Source organism: Mesorhizobium sp. M0587, from assembly GCF_040320945.1.
Lineage (GTDB): Bacteria > Pseudomonadota > Alphaproteobacteria > Rhizobiales > Rhizobiaceae > Mesorhizobium.
On sequence record NZ_JAMYQP010000032.1, the window covers coordinates 41,107 to 54,426 of the forward strand.

Here is a 13,320-nt window from a genome sequence, read left to right on the forward strand (position 1 = left end):
GCAGTCCATTTCCGCCAATTCGCGGAAGCGAGGAACCGTGTCGCGCAGCATCGGGCTTGCCCATATCATCCGTCATGATGACGGCACCTCCACAGGTGTCTGGGGCATCTACACGCTGCAAAGCGCCTTCCAGCCGATCTTCGCCTTCAAGGAAGGCAAGCTGTCGGTTGTCGCCTTCGAAGGGCTGATTCGGCCGTTTCGGGACGGCGAGCCGCAATCGCCGATGAGCTTCTTCAGCACGTGCCCGGCCGCCGATCGCCTGCATGTCGAGGCGCTGACCAGGACGCTGCATCTGCTCAATGCCGGCGCCTGCTTGCCTGAGGAGGCGTCGGTCTTCGTCAATTTCGACCCATCGGTGTTCACCGAGCGGGCCGTTGCCGACAATGCCTTGCGCGAAATGCGGCTGGTGCTGCATGAGGCCGGCATCGATCCCGGTCGCGTCGTGTGCGAGGTGACCGAGCAGAAATCGGCATCGCAGGAGACCCTGTACGGTTTCGTCGCCGCGCTCAGGGGCAATGGCTTTCGCATCGCCGTCGATGACTATGGCGCCGATGATTCCGACATCAGTCGTGTCAAGGAATTGAAGCCCGACATCGTCAAGTTCGACGCCTACTGGATTACGCAGCTGATGGAGTCCGGCGCCGGGTTCGCGCTGCTGACCACGATGGTGAAAAGCTTCGAGGAGCAAGGCATCCGCACGGTGTTCGAAGGCATCGAGGAAAGCTGGCAGCTGGAGCTCGCCGAGAAATCGGGGGCTTCGATGGTGCAAGGATTCGTGCTGGCACGGCCGGAACTGGCGCCGACCAGCTTCCGGGTTTTCGGCAACAGCAAGTCGGAGTCCGCCCCAGCTGCCGCCGGCAACGCGCCTGCCCATCTCTCCACCGCGCCGCATGGCGCGCGGCCGGTGAAAGCCTTCGGCCGCAAGGTAACGCCATGAGGGCCGAGCGGCGGCGCAATGTCGGCGATGCGATTTTCACCGACGAGATCGGCATCGTATATGGCGTCCATGGCGACTTCCGCCTGCGTAGCGCTTACCAACCGATTTTCGCCCCACGCGGCCGGGCCTTGCACGCGGTCGCGGTGGAAGCCCTGATCGAGCCGCACCGCGCCGGCCGACCAACGGCGCCGAGAACATTCTTCGAAGGCATCGCCGCGGCGGACCGGCTGTTTGTCGAGACCATGTGCCGGGTTCTGCATTTGAGAAATTTTGGCAACATCGGGGTCGACGACGGGCTCGACCTGTTCTTCAACTATAACCCGATGATCAACGACCATGCCGGGCGGGCGCTGGCCGAAATCCGGATGATGAGCAGACATCTCGGCGAGCTTGGCCTCGCTCCCGCCATGCTGGTCTGCGAAATCACAGAACAGGCGGCCGACGACGCGCTGCTTGCCCGGCTGGCGCGTGAAATGCGGCGCGACGGCATCCGCATCGCCATCGACGACTTCGGCACCGGCCACTCGACCGAGGAGCGGGTGAGCCTGCTCAAGCCCGACATCGTCAAGATCGACGGCGGCTGGTTCGCTGAGTTCTGCCGTCACGCCGCCGCCGAACGGTTCTTTCGCCCGCTGGTTTCCAGCCTGCACGACCGTGGCGCCAAGGTGTTGGTCGAAGGCATCGAGCAACCCACCCATCTGCGCGTCGCGCTCGAAGGCGGCGTCGACCTGCTGCAGGGTTTTCTTCTCGCCCGCCCGGCGCTGGCCGGCACGATTTTCGAGGAAAAGCCGTTGTCGGTCGACGCTCTGCTCGGCAGGGACAGCAAGGTCATTCCGCTGTTCGGGTAATTTCTACCGCGCCGTCACCGATGCTTCGCGATCGCCGCGCGCTTGTTATATATCAGCGGCGCTGATGGTCGCGCCAAAACAAATCATTGGTTGAGGACGCCACCGCTGCGATAATCGCCTCGGCCAATGCTCCGGGGAACATCAATGACCATACTGTACGGCATGATCGACAGCGGCAATTGCTATAAGCCGCGCCTGCTGATGGCCAAGCTTGGCCTTGCCTTCACCAATGTCGAGGTCAGCTCGCACACTGGCGACACGCGAAAAGCCGATTTTATCGCCAAGAACCCGAACGCCATGGTGCCTTTGCTCGAGCTCGACGACGGCCGGCGGCTGGCCGAATCCAATGCCATCCTGCTCTATCTCGCCGAAGGAACGCGGTTCCTGCCGGCGGACAGATATGAGCGGGGGCTAGCCTATCAATGGCTGTTCTTCGAGCAATACAGCCACGAACCCTACATCGCCGTGCGCAAGGCGCTGCTGACCTTTCCCGAAAGAGCCGGGGATGCGACGCCGGAGCGGTTGGCGGTGACGCTGGAGCGCGGCAACAGGGCGCTCGGCGTGATGAACAAATATCTGGAAGACAACGCCTTCTTCGCCGGCGGCGCGCTCAGCGTCGCCGACATCGCGCTCTATGCGTATACGCACACCGCGGAGCAGGGCGGCTTCCAACTCGACGCTTATCCCGCCGTCGTGGCCTGGCTAGAGAGAGTGGAGGCGGATCCGGGGCATGTGCCGATAGAGTGGTTGCCTTAATTTTGTCCTCACGCCGCCGCCGCTTCGCAGGCTGCTCCGGACGGGGCGCGCCAACAGGCGCGATGCCCCCGGGGTGGCTTGCGGCCTTCGGCCGGTGGCATGAATAGGCTGCCTGGGTGAGATTTGCTACTTCAAGAGATGGTCGTAGTCGGAATGGGTGCCGATCCAGAACCAGATGACATCATCATTGTCGCGGACCGCAACAGCCGATAGCTTTCGTCAACTGCGCCGACCAATAGCGTCCGACCTGCTTGAAATGCAATGATGGATGAAAAGGGTCGGAGTACAGTCTGGCAAAACGCCTGTCGGCCTTTGCTCTGATTGACGATGGTAGTTTTTCATAAGCCTCCCAGAATGATCGAGAGGCGACGTGATTCACAGCGGCCGGGTCTGGCCAGCGCGATGGTCGGCCAGTGCCTGTTCGGCGAGCTTGTCCAATCGGCCCAACTTCGCGTCGGCCTCGATCTGCCGATCCCACATGTCCGCCTGAAGTGCCTCGAACCAGGCGGCGAACGCCTTCAGTTCCTCGGGACTCAATTCGGCGACGGATTTTTCGATTTGCTCAAGCTTGCTCATAACTCAATAATACCACTACTCGGCCAAAAGTACCATGAGCGGTACCATTGGTCCGGCGGCATCTGAACCCCAGACAGCAAAAAGGCGGGACAAAATCCCGCCTTCCCATGCTTGGTAGCCTGATCGGGAGCGTCCGGTCCGGGCTGGCAGCTATCTGCTGATCCAGCTTGTCGGGTCTTTCCGCTCCGGCGCGCTTCTCACGCGACCGTCAGTACATCCGTGACTTGCCGCGCGCCCCGGGCTGTCGCCCGGCGCGCGCCATTCGCAAAATCAGGCTGCCTTGCTCAGAGACCCAGCGGACGACTTGCCGGTGCGGCGGTCCTGCTCGATCTCGAAGTTGATCTTCTGGCCTTCGACCAAGGTCGACAGCCCAGCGCGCTCAACTGCGGAGATGTGGACGAAAACGTCCGCGCCGCCGCTGTCAGGCTGGATGAAGCCGAAGCCCTTGGTGGCGTTGAACCACTTGACCGTTCCTGTTGCCATTTTGATAATCCTTCACATTTGCTTTAGTTTGACTGGACCGAAGTCCAGCCGGTTTGTATCGAGATTTTGGAGATAGACGTCAGCAAACGCGATTATCGCGAGGCCCGGATCGATCGGCCGAAATATCAATGAACCAGATATAGGCTGCTTCCGCACAAAAAACAAGACTGCGTGAGAAAGCCGTGATCGGAGGCCGCCAAACGGCCGCCCCAATCTGGTGAAACCACTATGGCAGATCGCGCTGTCCTTGGATAGCGGATCAGGGAGGGAAACATGAAAACCATTCTGCTTGCGGCCTGCCTGACGCTGGTGGCCGCCGAGGCGCAGGCGATCTCGCGCTACGACCCGACGCGCATGAGCTGCGATCGCGTCCAGGCGACGATCGCACGCCAGGGCGCCGTAATCCTGCGCTATCAGTCGACACGGGTAGCCGGTCTGCCGCTCTACGACCGCTATGTGCAGAGCCAGCAGTTCTGCACCATGGGCGAGGTGAGGACGCGCGCCTATGTGCCGAGCGCCGATACCAGGTCCTGTCCGGTCTATATCTGCAAGCGCCCGGACAATGACCGGCGTTTCCGCCGCCGGTTCTTTCACAACAACTAGGCCAGACATCGGCCACACACCGTTCGTTCAACTGAACAGCCGCGCCGCTCGGCGGCATGCGCTTTCATTCGCGGATCTGTTCCATGAGCATGGACACGAACCGCGTCACCTTCTGCGGGCGAAAGCGCCCGGGCGGGTAGACCACGTGAATGCCGCCGGAGGGCAGCGCCCAGGCAGGGAGCATATGGACGAGACGGCCCTGCGATAGATAGTCGGCGGCCAGATAGTCCGGCAGAACCGCCAGTCCGCCGCCGGCGAGCGTCGCTTCCAGTACGGCCGGTGTCGAGTTGATGCAGAAGGTCTCGCGCATGGTGACGGTGCGCCGCTCGAAATCACCTCGGGTGAAGCTCCAGGTGAACGGCTTGCGAAGGCCGGAATTGGCAACGAGCGGCAAGGAAGAGATATCTTCCGGTTGGTCCATCGTGACCTTGGCGGCAAAATCCCGCGAAGCCACCAGGATTTGCCGGAAGGTGCCGATGCGGCGCGCCTGCAGGCTGGAGTCCTCCAGCCAGCCGACCCGAATGGACAGGTCCATCTTGCTGCCGATCAAATCAATTATGGCATCGGAAATGGACAGTTCGACGCCGCAGGCCGGAAATTTCTGCCGAAAACGGGCGGCGATCGGAGCCACCACGATCGCTCCATAATCATTGGACGCGGAAACGCGCAGTACACCGGCCACTTCGGTGTTGCCCTCGCCGACCTCGGCGACTGCCTCCTCGACATCCCGCAGGATCATGACGCAACGTGCGTGCAGAAGGCGGCCTGCCTCGGTCGGCTCGAGCCTCCGCGTCGTGCGCACGACGAGCGTGGTCTGCAATTCGGCTTCAAGACGGGCGACCTGCTGGCTGACGACGGCCTTCGTGATGCCAAGCCACTGGGCTGCCCGCGTAAACGAACCCGCGTCGATGACGGTGGAAAAATAGGCGAGGCGGTTGAGGTTGATTGGCTCCACGGGAATGCCTTCGGTTGATTGTAAGCTTGCAGCATACAGTCTGTATTATTACAGGCAATTTATCAATCAATCCGGCGAGGCTACCTTCCCCACTGTTCTCTCAATCAGCGGTGGACCCGCGGATTGCCACCGCGACCCAATTCCATTCCATTCGAGGAGCTATTCCATGTTCACGAGAAGACAGATCATGAAGACCTCATTGGCCATCGGCGCAATCGCCGTCCTCGCTTCCGCCGGGCGCGGCCAGGCCGCCGGCAGCAAGCTTGACTGGAAACATTTCCCAGCGGGTCCGAACGGCTTCTTCCGCGCGCCGGTGCTGCTGTCCGGGCCGAGCGAGGCCCTGTTGATCGATGGCGGCTTCACCTATCCGGACGGCAAGGCGCTCGCGGACGCCATCAAGGCCACCGGCAAGAAGCTGACCACTATCCATGTCAGCCAGTCCGATCCCGATTACTACTTCAGCTTGAAGCCGGTGCGGGAAGCCTTCCCGGAGGCAAGGGTGATCGCCGCTTCAGCCACCCTGGAGGCCATCAAGGACAGTGTGGAGAAGAAGCTCGCGGTCTGGGGCCCGCAATTGAAGGAAAACGGCCCTCAGGCGCTGACCGACATCGTCCTGCCCGAGGCGTACGACGATGCAACGCTCACGATCGACGGCGAGACGATCGAGATCGTCAATGCAGAGGATGGACTCGCCAATCGCCGGTACCTGTTCGTGCCGTCGCTCAATGCCGTGTTCGGCGGCGTGATGATCTTCGCGGGTGTTCATGTCTGGACCGCCGACACGCAGACCAGGGAAAGTCGTGCCGCCTGGGTCAAGACGCTGGATGCCGTTGCCGCCCGCCACCCGGCCGTCGTGGTGCCTGGCCATATGACGCCCGATGCCGAGACTGGTCCTTCGGCCGTGGAATTCACCAAAACCTATCTCCTCGCCTTCGAGGAAGAGCTGAACAAGGCAGCCGACAGCGCGGCGCTGAAAACTGCCATGGAGGCGCGGTTCCCCGGCCTCGGCATGGGGGTCGCCCTCGACGTTGGATCCAAGGTCGCCAAGGGCGAGATGAAGTGGGGCTGACAAAGCGCCGACCCTCGATCCGATCCGCTAACCTTACGAAGGTACCTCCGAGGAGGGCGGCCGGGGATGCGCGATAGCCGATGCTCGCGCGCCTCACAACCCATGATCCAGGCCCCTGGCGCGCTGGCCCAACGCTGGTTCAGAACCCGAAGGAAACCTGCGCCGGCGGCGGCGGGCCGACGCGCACGCCTTCCATGGCCAGCATCTTTTCCTTGGTGACGGAGCCGCCCGGCGCCGAGAAACCGCCGATCTTGCCGCCGGCGGCAAGGATGCGGTGGCAAGGGATGACCAGCGGCACCGGGTTGGCGCCAAGGGCGGCCCCGGTTTCGCGCGGCAGGCCGGCATGGCCGGCTCGCTTGGCGAGTTCGCCATAGGTGGTGGTTTCGCCGAAGCCGAGTTTTCGCGCCTCGCCGTAGATGGCGAGGCGGAAATCGTCCACGCCGTCGAGATCGACCGGAAAGCCGGTGAAGTCGACGTCCTCGCCAGCGGCGTAAGCCTTGATCGCGGCGATCAGCTCGACCACCCATGGCGGCTGCGCGGTGGAGGCGGAAACACCGGCATGGCGCATCAGCCGCCGCTCCACCGCCTCGCGGCTGCGTTCGGGCAGGCAGAGCCGGATCAGCCCCTTTTCGCTCCAGGCGATGCCCATGAATCCGATCACTGTTTCTAACACTGTGTGGCCAGCTGTGATCGAAGACCTCGTTTCCATGATGCGCTCCTTTCCGCAAAGTGGCGAAAACCGGGATTCGCGCCGGTACATATCCGGAACAATATGGCATCAGGCCTCGAGCCTCGCCACCCGAAAACCACCTGGTGGCCCTGATTGCCGGTCATGAATCGCTGGTGTAAGGGAATTCTTAACGACCCGACAAACCGGACCCGAGCGCGGCTTGCCAGCAAAACAAACCCTTATCGCGATCGGCGTGATCGTGGCGACGGCCGGCATCAGCGGCTGTACCTCGACCTCGCAGATGAAGGCGGCGCCATCCCTGACCGAAACCGCGACTGTCGCCGGCGCAGACGCCGGCTTCACGTTGCCGCTGCCGGAGACGGTTGCGGTGCTGCCGGAATCGTCAGGCGTCGCACCTGTCCAGACGGCCGAGCAGGCGCCCGGCCCTGCCGGGCCGGCACTCGATCCGGCCGCGCAGCCGGCCGCAGTGACCGCCGCCTTTGCCGGATCGACCCCGGCTGCACCGGCTACATCCGCCGTGATGACCGCCAACGCCTGGCAGGCGCCGCCGCCAGCTAGGGCAGGTCTGCCGGCCAAGTCGGCCGAGACATATGCGACCGCGACCTATACGGAGGCCGGGCTTGTCGTGCCGGCAACCGCAAAGGGCGACATGAAACCCATGCCCGGTGTGCAGCAGGCCGCCTATGTCGTGCCGCGCAATCCGGCTGCCCTTGTGCAGTTCCCGGCTGCACCGGCCGAAGAGGAGCATGCGACCGGCGTGCGCGGCGACATCGACCGGCTGATCCAGAAATACGCCGCGCTCTACCAGGTGCCGGTGGATTTGGTGCGCCATGTCGTCAACCGCGAAAGCACCTACAATCCCAAGGCCTACAACAATGGCCATTGGGGGCTGATGCAGATCAAGCACGCGACCGCGCGCGGCATGGGCTACGACGGACCGGCGAGGGGCCTGTTCGACGCCGAGACCAATCTCAAATACGCGGTCAAATATCTGCGCGGCGCCTGGCTGGTGTCGGACGGCAATGCCAAGCGCGCCGACTGGCTTTACCAGACCGGTTACTACTTCGACGCCAAGCGTAAAGGCTTGCTCGATGCGACCGGCCTCGGCACGGACCGCCAGCGCCGCCGTCTGCAGCCCGACGCCTGAGCGCAATGTCTGAACCGCGCCCGCCGGCTCCGAATGACATCCGGCTGCGCAAGATCCTCGACGAGACGCTTGTCGCGCCGCATTGGCCGGAGGGCTTCGTCATGCGTTGCTTCGAGCCCGGCGACGCACTGCCCCTGCACGCGCTTTTGACCGAAGTTTTCGACGATGGCGCCGACGGCCCGTTCGACGAATGGTGGCCGCGTATATCAGGCGACCCCGAATTCGACCCAACGCTGTATTTCCTCGTCATCGACGCCAAGGGGCGGCTGGCGGCGGCGGCGCTGTGCCGGGCGAGCGCCTTCGTCAGGGATCTCGCCGTTCACCCCGAAGCACGCGGTCGAGGCGTTGCGGAAGCGCTAATGTGGCATGTCTTTGCCATCTTTCGCGAACGAGGCGCCGAGCGTGTCGATCTCAAGACCAACACGGTTGAGAACGCCGCCGCCGTCAGGCTCTACGAGCGGCTGGGGATGCAGCCCGTCGCCTGGGAAGGCTGAGGCCGCCGAGGCCCGGTCCATCGCTGCTCACCGGCTTGGTTCGGGAACCCAGAGCGCCGCTCCGCATTCAATGAACGGTGGAGGGGTCCGACGAGCTTCCGGCGCTTGGAAGGCTTGCGTCGCCGTTCCAGAGGAGATCCTCCGCGCCATGAGGCTCTTTCACGCATTTGCCGCGTTGGTTGCTGCCGCGATGATTGCGGCCGCCCCGGCGCGAGCCGTCGAGCTGTCGATCGTCTCGGGCGACACCGGCATCGGCATCAAGGTGCTGCGTGAAATCCTCGACCGCTATGAGAAGGACAGCGGCAACACGGTCAGCATCGTCGTCATGCCAGCATCCGGGACCGACCAGTTCGGCCAGTACCGGCTGTGGCTTGCCGCCGGCAACAGCGACATCGACGTCTACCAGACCGACGTGATCTGGGCGCCGCAGCTAGCCAGCCAGCTCGTCGACCTGACCGCGGCAACCAAGGATGTCGTCGGCGCCCATTTCCCCTCGATCATTCAGTCGCAGACTGTCAACGGCAAGCTGGTGGCGCTGCCGATCTTCACCGATGCGCCGGCGCTCTACTACCGCAAGGACCTGCTCGACAAATACGGCGCCAAGGTGCCTGCCACCTGGAAGGAGCTGACCGAGACCGCCAGGCTGGTCATGGACAAGGAGCGGGCTGCCGGCAACAAGGATATCTGGGGCTTCGTCTTCCAGGGCAATGCCTATGAGGGGCTTACCTGCAATGCGCTCGAATGGGTGATGTCGAACGGCGGCGGCCAGATCATCGAGCCGGACGGCACCATCTCCATCAACAATTCAAAAGCGGCGGCAGCGCTCGACATGGCCAGGGGCTGGGTCGGGACCATCGCGCCGCCCGGCGTGTTGGCCTATCAGGAAGAGGAATCGCGCGGCGTGTGGCAGACCGGCAATGCGGTCTTCATGCGCAACTGGCCCTACGCTTATGCGCTCGGCAATTCAGAAGGCTCGCCGATCAAGGGCAAGTTCGACGTCGCGCCGCTGCCGGCCGGCACCGGCGAAGGCGCGCGGGCGGCAGCAGTGCTGGGCGGGTGGAACCTCGCTGTGTCCAAATATTCCAGGCACCCGGATGCGGCGATCGGGCTGGTCAAGTTCATCGCCTCGCCCGCGATGCAGAAATACCGCGCGCTGAGGAACTCCAGCCTGCCGACCATCCAGGCGCTCTATGACGATGCCGACATCGCCAGGCAACAGCCGATCGTTCCGCGCTGGAAGCAGATTTTTCTCAGTGCGGTGCCGCGTCCCTCGGCCGCGGCCAAGATCAGGTACAACGAGGCGTCGAGCCAGTTCTGGAACGCCGTCCACAACACGCTGTCGGGCGATGGCGCCGCCGGCGACAATCTGGCCGACCTCGAGGCAATGCTGACCAGGCTGAAAGGTCGCGGCTGGTGACGCCACAACACGCCTCCATATCCCGCCCAGCGGGAGGGATGACAGAAGCGGAGCCGATGCCTGAAACCGCCGCGACGCGCCGCCCGCGCTCGCGGCTGATGCGCCAGCGCGTGCGCTCGGCCTGGCTGTTCCTGACGCCGATGCTCTTGGTGCTCGCCGCCGCCGCCGGCTGGCCGCTCGCCCGCACCGTCTATTTCAGCTTCACCGACGCTTCGCTGGCCGACCTCGACGCCCGCCAATGGGCAGGCTTGGCCAATTACTTCTCGGTGCTCCGCATGCCGAGCGGCCGCGTGCTCTACGACGGCGTGCTGGCCGACCCGGTCTGGTGGAACGCCGTGTGGAACACGGTGCGTTTCGCGGTGATCTCCGTGACCTGCGAGACGATCTTCGGCATGATCGTCGCGCTGGTGCTCAATGCCGATTTCCCGGGCCGCGGCATCGTCAGGGCGGCGATCCTCATCCCATGGGCGATCCCGACCATCGTCTCGGCCAAGATGTGGCAATGGATGCTCAACGACCAGTTCGGCATCATCAATGTGGTTCTGCTCAATCTCGGCCTGATCGACGACAAAATCGCCTGGACGGCCAACGCCGACACGGCGATGGCGGCGGTGCTGATCGTCGACATCTGGAAGACGACGCCGTTCATGGCGCTGCTCATCCTGGCGGCGCTGCAGATGCTGCCGCGCGAGATCATCGAGGTGGCGAAACTGGACGGCGCCAACCCGTGGCAGATCTTCTGGCGGGTGACCTTGCCGCTGATCCGCCCGGCAGTGATGGTGGCGGTGATCTTCCGCGCGCTCGACGCGCTGCGCATCTTCGACCTGATCTATGTGCTGACACCCAACAATGTGCATACCAAGTCGATGTCGGTGTTCGCGCGCGAGAACCTGTTCGAGTTCGACAAGTTCGCCTATGGCTCGGCCGCTTCGACGCTGCTGTTCCTAATTCTTGCCCTTCTCACCATGGCCTATATCCGGATCGGCCGGGTCAGCCTGGACGGAGGACGCTGAATTGGGGGGCCGCTGACATGTGGATCCTGAGGCGCGCGGCCTTCTACCTGCTGGTGCTGGCGATCGTCGTCGTCGCGGTGTTCCCGTTCTACTACGCCATCGTCACCAGCCTGAAATCGGGCACCGAGCTCTTCCAGCCCGACCTGTGGCCGCAGACGTTCAGCCTCGGCAATTACAGGAACGTGCTGACGGAAGGCGCCTTCGCGCACAACCTCGTGAACTCGCTGGTGGTCTCGGGCGCGGTCGTCGCGCTCTCGCTGTTCCTCGGCGTCACAGCGGCCTACGCGCTGGCGCGCGTGCGCTTCCGCGGCCGCTCGGCGCTGCTCTTCGCCATCCTGTCGGTGTCGATGTTCCCGCAGGTGGCGGTGCTGGCCGGGCTGTTCGAACTGGTGCGGACCTTCGGCCTCTACAACTCGCTGTTCGCGCTGATCTTCTCCTATATGATCTTCACCTTGCCGTTCACCGTCTGGGTGTTGACGGCGTTCGTGCGCGACCTGCCGGTCGAGGTCGAGGAAGCGGCGATCCTCGACGGCGCGACGCCGTGGATCATCATCACGCGCATCTTCCTGCCGCTGATGTGGCCGGCGCTGGCGACCACCGGAATCTTGGCCTTCATCGGCGCCTGGAACGAGTTCCTCTTTGCCCTGACATTCACCTCCAACAACGCGCAGCGGACCGTTCCGGTGGCGATCGCTCTGCTCTCCGGCAATTCGCAGTTCGAGATCCCGTGGGGCAACATCATGGCCGCATCGGTGATCGTCACGGTGCCGCTGGTGGTGCTGGTGCTGATTTTTCAGCGCAAGATCGTCTCCGGCCTTACCGCCGGCGGGGTCAAGGGCTGAGGCGCCTGTACTATGGACTGACATCCCAGGCCTGCTCCGGCAAGTAAAGGAAACGTCCACCAAGGCGGCAGGCCTGGTCTTGCCGGCAATAGTTCTGGCGTTAAGCTTCGGCCCCACAGCCTCGTGGGCGAGGGCTCGACCGAAACCGGAGAAAAAATCATGCGGCTGTTGCTTTCCAGAACCGGCCTGGCCACCTTGATCCTCGCCGTTCCGCTTTTTGCCGGCGCGGCAAGGGCCGATGACTGCGCCAACGCGCAGGACCAGACGACCATGAACGAGTGCGCGGGCAAGGCGTTCGAGGCAGCCGACAAGAAGCTCAACAATGCCTACAAGCAGATCGAGGGCCGGCTGAAGGGCGACGCGGCGTCGAAGAAGCTGCTCGTCGATGCGCAGCGCGCCTGGGTCGCCTTCCGCGACGCCGAATGCAGTTTCCAGGGCGGCCCGCGCGATGCAGCCGGGAGCATGTATCCGATGGTCGTTTTCGGTTGCCAGGAGACCCTCACCGATATCAGGCTGAAGGATTTTCAGCGCTACCTCGATTGCAAGGATGCCGACACGGATTGCCCGGTGCCGGCGGCGCAGTAGTTTTCTCGGCGCCTCTTCGGGAAAGGCGTGCTGCTTCATCGCCGCGCTGTGTGCGAAATGTCGGAGCCGGCCGTCGCGAACCGTCCTTGGGTCGTAGAGCAACCGCGCCGGGACGCCGGCCGTGACCCAGGGAGCCGATCATGATCACCTTTCCCAACGAATCCGCCAGATACCGCACCGCCCGCGAAAAGCTGCTGAAGAAGGAAATCGCGCTACGCCGCGCCATGGAGGACGTCGCCGAGGCGCGGCGCGCGCTGCCGCCGGGCGGGCTGGTGCCACAGGATTATGCGTTCGACGGGCTGGATGCCGATGGCAGGCCGGCGAAGATAAAACTGTCGGAGCTGTTCGCGCCCGGCAAGGACACGCTGATCCTCTACCAGATGATGTTCCCGCGCCATCCGCTGGAGAAGCGCGACGTGGCGACCAGCGGCGCCACGGCGAAGCTGGCGCGGCAGGACCAGCCATGCCCGTCCTGCACGGCGCTGCTCGATCAGTTCGACGGGGCCGTCGGACATCTGGAAGCCGCCGGCTTCAATTTCGCCGTGGTGGCGAAAACCGCGCTCGAAAACCTGGTTGCGTTCGGCCGCGACCGCGGCTGGAAGAACATGCGGCTGGTGTCGTCTGCCGCCAACGGCTTCAAGCGCGACTATAATGCGGAGGCGCCTGACGGTGCGCAGATCCCGCTGCTGTCGGTATTCCATCGCGATGGCGACGGCATCCGCCATTTCTGGTCGTCGGAACTGGGCTTCGCGCCGGCCGAGCCCGGGCAGGACCCGCGCGCCATCGGCACCTGCGAGATCCTGTGGAACCTGATGGATTTCACCCCGCAAGGCCGGCCGAACTGGAACGAGCAGCTGCAATATGGCGAGGCCTGCTGCCATTAGAGCGGTTCATCGTTTCACGG

16 protein-coding genes are annotated in these 13,320 nt (G+C 63.8%); 12 read left to right on the forward strand and 4 right to left on the reverse strand.

What is annotated here, in order from left to right; translation table 11 throughout:
* The first annotated feature begins 37 nt into the window (after positions 1–37).
* The 3 genes from NKI49_RS24555 (at position 38) to NKI49_RS24565 (ending at position 2,541) form a co-directional block, all read left to right on the forward strand.
* The gene (locus tag NKI49_RS24555; RefSeq protein WP_352606614.1) at positions 38–937 is read left to right on the forward strand and encodes an EAL domain-containing protein; all 900 of its coding nucleotides are present in this window, start codon (positions 38–40) and stop codon (positions 935–937) included.
* Positions 934–1,785 carry an EAL domain-containing protein gene (locus NKI49_RS24560; protein ID WP_352606608.1) on the forward strand — a complete coding sequence of 284 codons (852 nt, stop codon included), beginning with the start codon at positions 934–936 and terminating at the stop codon, positions 1,783–1,785. Before NKI49_RS24555 ends, NKI49_RS24560 begins: the two co-directional genes overlap by 4 nt.
* A 144-nt stretch (positions 1,786–1,929) precedes the next feature.
* On the forward strand, positions 1,930–2,541 hold the full coding sequence (locus NKI49_RS24565) for a glutathione S-transferase family protein (RefSeq protein WP_352606610.1): 612 nt from the start codon (positions 1,930–1,932) through the stop codon (positions 2,539–2,541).
* Positions 2,542–2,916: 375 nt separating this feature from the next.
* Here the strand turns inward: NKI49_RS24565 and NKI49_RS24575 are convergent, their stop codons facing one another.
* Positions 2,917–3,117: a hypothetical protein gene (locus tag NKI49_RS24575; protein ID WP_352606612.1), complete on the reverse strand. Its 201-nt coding sequence runs from the start codon at positions 3,115–3,117 to the stop codon at positions 2,917–2,919.
* Between the two features lie 270 nt (positions 3,118–3,387).
* Positions 3,388–3,600 carry a cold-shock protein gene (locus NKI49_RS24580; RefSeq protein ID WP_015316174.1) on the reverse strand — a complete coding sequence of 71 codons (213 nt, stop codon included), beginning with the start codon at positions 3,598–3,600 and terminating at the stop codon, positions 3,388–3,390.
* A gap of 273 nt (positions 3,601–3,873) precedes the next feature.
* Here NKI49_RS24580 and NKI49_RS24585 point away from each other — a divergent pair, with 273 nt between their 5' ends.
* Positions 3,874–4,203: a hypothetical protein gene (locus NKI49_RS24585; RefSeq protein WP_352606963.1), complete on the forward strand. Its 330-nt coding sequence runs from the start codon at positions 3,874–3,876 to the stop codon at positions 4,201–4,203.
* Between the two features lie 64 nt (positions 4,204–4,267).
* Here NKI49_RS24585 and NKI49_RS24590 read toward each other — a convergent pair whose 3' ends face one another.
* Positions 4,268–5,158, reverse strand: a complete 891-nt coding sequence (locus tag NKI49_RS24590; protein ID WP_352606961.1) for a LysR family transcriptional regulator — start codon at positions 5,156–5,158, stop codon at positions 4,268–4,270.
* A 166-nt stretch (positions 5,159–5,324) separates the two neighbouring features.
* On the opposite strand from NKI49_RS24590, the gene NKI49_RS24595 reads away from it, so the two are divergent.
* Positions 5,325–6,227: an MBL fold metallo-hydrolase gene (locus NKI49_RS24595; RefSeq protein ID WP_352606959.1), complete on the forward strand. Its 903-nt coding sequence runs from the start codon at positions 5,325–5,327 to the stop codon at positions 6,225–6,227.
* Positions 6,228–6,366: 139 nt separating this feature from the next.
* Here the strand turns inward: NKI49_RS24595 and NKI49_RS24600 are convergent, their stop codons facing one another.
* The gene (locus tag NKI49_RS24600; protein ID WP_352606957.1) at positions 6,367–6,936 is read right to left on the reverse strand and encodes a methylated-DNA--[protein]-cysteine S-methyltransferase; all 570 of its coding nucleotides are present in this window, start codon (positions 6,934–6,936) and stop codon (positions 6,367–6,369) included.
* Positions 6,937–7,117: 181 nt separating this feature from the next.
* Here NKI49_RS24600 and NKI49_RS24605 point away from each other — a divergent pair, with 181 nt between their 5' ends.
* The 7 genes from NKI49_RS24605 (at position 7,118) to NKI49_RS24635 (ending at position 13,300) form a co-directional block, all read left to right on the forward strand.
* Positions 7,118–8,065, forward strand: a complete 948-nt coding sequence (locus NKI49_RS24605) for a transglycosylase SLT domain-containing protein (RefSeq protein ID WP_352606955.1) — start codon at positions 7,118–7,120, stop codon at positions 8,063–8,065.
* Between the two features lie 5 nt (positions 8,066–8,070).
* Positions 8,071–8,559: a GNAT family N-acetyltransferase gene (locus NKI49_RS24610; protein WP_352606953.1), complete on the forward strand. Its 489-nt coding sequence runs from the start codon at positions 8,071–8,073 to the stop codon at positions 8,557–8,559.
* Positions 8,560–8,707: 148 nt separating this feature from the next.
* Entirely contained in the window at positions 8,708–9,976 is a 1,269-nt protein-coding gene (locus tag NKI49_RS24615; protein WP_352606951.1) for an ABC transporter substrate-binding protein, read from the forward strand.
* 56 nt (positions 9,977–10,032) lie between these two features.
* The gene (locus NKI49_RS24620; protein WP_352606949.1) at positions 10,033–10,989 is read left to right on the forward strand and encodes a carbohydrate ABC transporter permease; all 957 of its coding nucleotides are present in this window, start codon (positions 10,033–10,035) and stop codon (positions 10,987–10,989) included.
* Between the two features lie 17 nt (positions 10,990–11,006).
* On the forward strand, positions 11,007–11,831 hold the full coding sequence (locus NKI49_RS24625; protein WP_352606947.1) for a carbohydrate ABC transporter permease: 825 nt from the start codon (positions 11,007–11,009) through the stop codon (positions 11,829–11,831).
* A gap of 159 nt (positions 11,832–11,990) precedes the next feature.
* On the forward strand, positions 11,991–12,416 hold the full coding sequence (locus NKI49_RS24630; RefSeq protein ID WP_352606945.1) for a lysozyme inhibitor LprI family protein: 426 nt from the start codon (positions 11,991–11,993) through the stop codon (positions 12,414–12,416).
* A gap of 140 nt (positions 12,417–12,556) precedes the next feature.
* Positions 12,557–13,300, forward strand: coding sequence for a DUF899 family protein (locus NKI49_RS24635; protein ID WP_352606943.1), 744 nt, complete (start codon positions 12,557–12,559; stop codon positions 13,298–13,300).
* The last annotated feature ends 20 nt before the right edge of the window (positions 13,301–13,320 follow it).

Excerpts from the sequence above, each read along its gene's own strand:
- NKI49_RS24560 (WP_352606608.1), top strand. The coding sequence starts at position 934 with ATGAGGGCCGAGCGGCGGCGCAATGTCGGCGATGCGATTTTCACCGAC.
- NKI49_RS24565 (WP_352606610.1), top strand. The coding sequence starts at position 1,930 with ATGACCATACTGTACGGCATGATCGACAGCGGCAATTGCTATAAGCCG.
- NKI49_RS24575 (WP_352606612.1), bottom strand. The coding sequence starts at position 3,117 with ATGAGCAAGCTTGAGCAAATCGAAAAATCCGTCGCCGAATTGAGTCCC.
- NKI49_RS24580 (WP_015316174.1), bottom strand. The coding sequence starts at position 3,600 with ATGGCAACAGGAACGGTCAAGTGGTTCAACGCCACCAAGGGCTTCGGC.
- NKI49_RS24585 (WP_352606963.1), top strand. The coding sequence starts at position 3,874 with ATGAAAACCATTCTGCTTGCGGCCTGCCTGACGCTGGTGGCCGCCGAG.
- NKI49_RS24595 (WP_352606959.1), top strand. The coding sequence starts at position 5,325 with ATGTTCACGAGAAGACAGATCATGAAGACCTCATTGGCCATCGGCGCA.
- NKI49_RS24600 (WP_352606957.1), bottom strand. The coding sequence starts at position 6,936 with ATGGAAACGAGGTCTTCGATCACAGCTGGCCACACAGTGTTAGAAACA.
- NKI49_RS24610 (WP_352606953.1), top strand. The coding sequence starts at position 8,071 with ATGTCTGAACCGCGCCCGCCGGCTCCGAATGACATCCGGCTGCGCAAG.
- NKI49_RS24615 (WP_352606951.1), top strand. The coding sequence starts at position 8,708 with ATGAGGCTCTTTCACGCATTTGCCGCGTTGGTTGCTGCCGCGATGATT.
- NKI49_RS24620 (WP_352606949.1), top strand. The coding sequence starts at position 10,033 with ATGCCTGAAACCGCCGCGACGCGCCGCCCGCGCTCGCGGCTGATGCGC.
- NKI49_RS24625 (WP_352606947.1), top strand. The coding sequence starts at position 11,007 with ATGTGGATCCTGAGGCGCGCGGCCTTCTACCTGCTGGTGCTGGCGATC.
- NKI49_RS24630 (WP_352606945.1), top strand. The coding sequence starts at position 11,991 with ATGCGGCTGTTGCTTTCCAGAACCGGCCTGGCCACCTTGATCCTCGCC.
- NKI49_RS24635 (WP_352606943.1), top strand. The coding sequence starts at position 12,557 with ATGATCACCTTTCCCAACGAATCCGCCAGATACCGCACCGCCCGCGAA.